We start from the raw sequence: 277 nt of genomic DNA on the forward strand, positions 1-277 counted from the left end.
TTACTGCGGCCTGGGTCACAAAAAGCTCTTCTGCTGCGCGAGTGAAACTTAAATGGCGTGCTGCAGCATCAAAAACTCGTAAGGCATTTAGCGGTGGTAATCGTTTAGACATGGCTTTTAAACTTTGATGTTAAATGAATTTAACAATTAGATCACACTGTGTAACCTATTAGTTTTTTTAATCTGAGCCATTATAAATTGTCCGTTGAGCTTCTACCAGCAAATACCTATAGTGGCGGCACTTCCTGAGCCGGAACGAAAAGTTTTATCGGAATGC

At 40.8% G+C, this 277-nt stretch carries 1 protein-coding gene; it reads right to left on the minus strand.

The genetic code is table 11. From position 1 onward, the window contains the following. Nucleotides 1-112: LysR family transcriptional regulator (locus SB772_RS40450; protein ID WP_128972117.1), on the minus strand; the 112-nt coding region annotated here is incomplete at its 3' end. Nucleotides 113-277 lie beyond the last annotated feature (165 nt).

The sequence above is a fragment of the Paraburkholderia sp. SIMBA_030 genome, from assembly GCF_046535245.1.
In the GTDB taxonomy this organism is placed as follows: domain Bacteria; phylum Pseudomonadota; class Gammaproteobacteria; order Burkholderiales; family Burkholderiaceae; genus Paraburkholderia.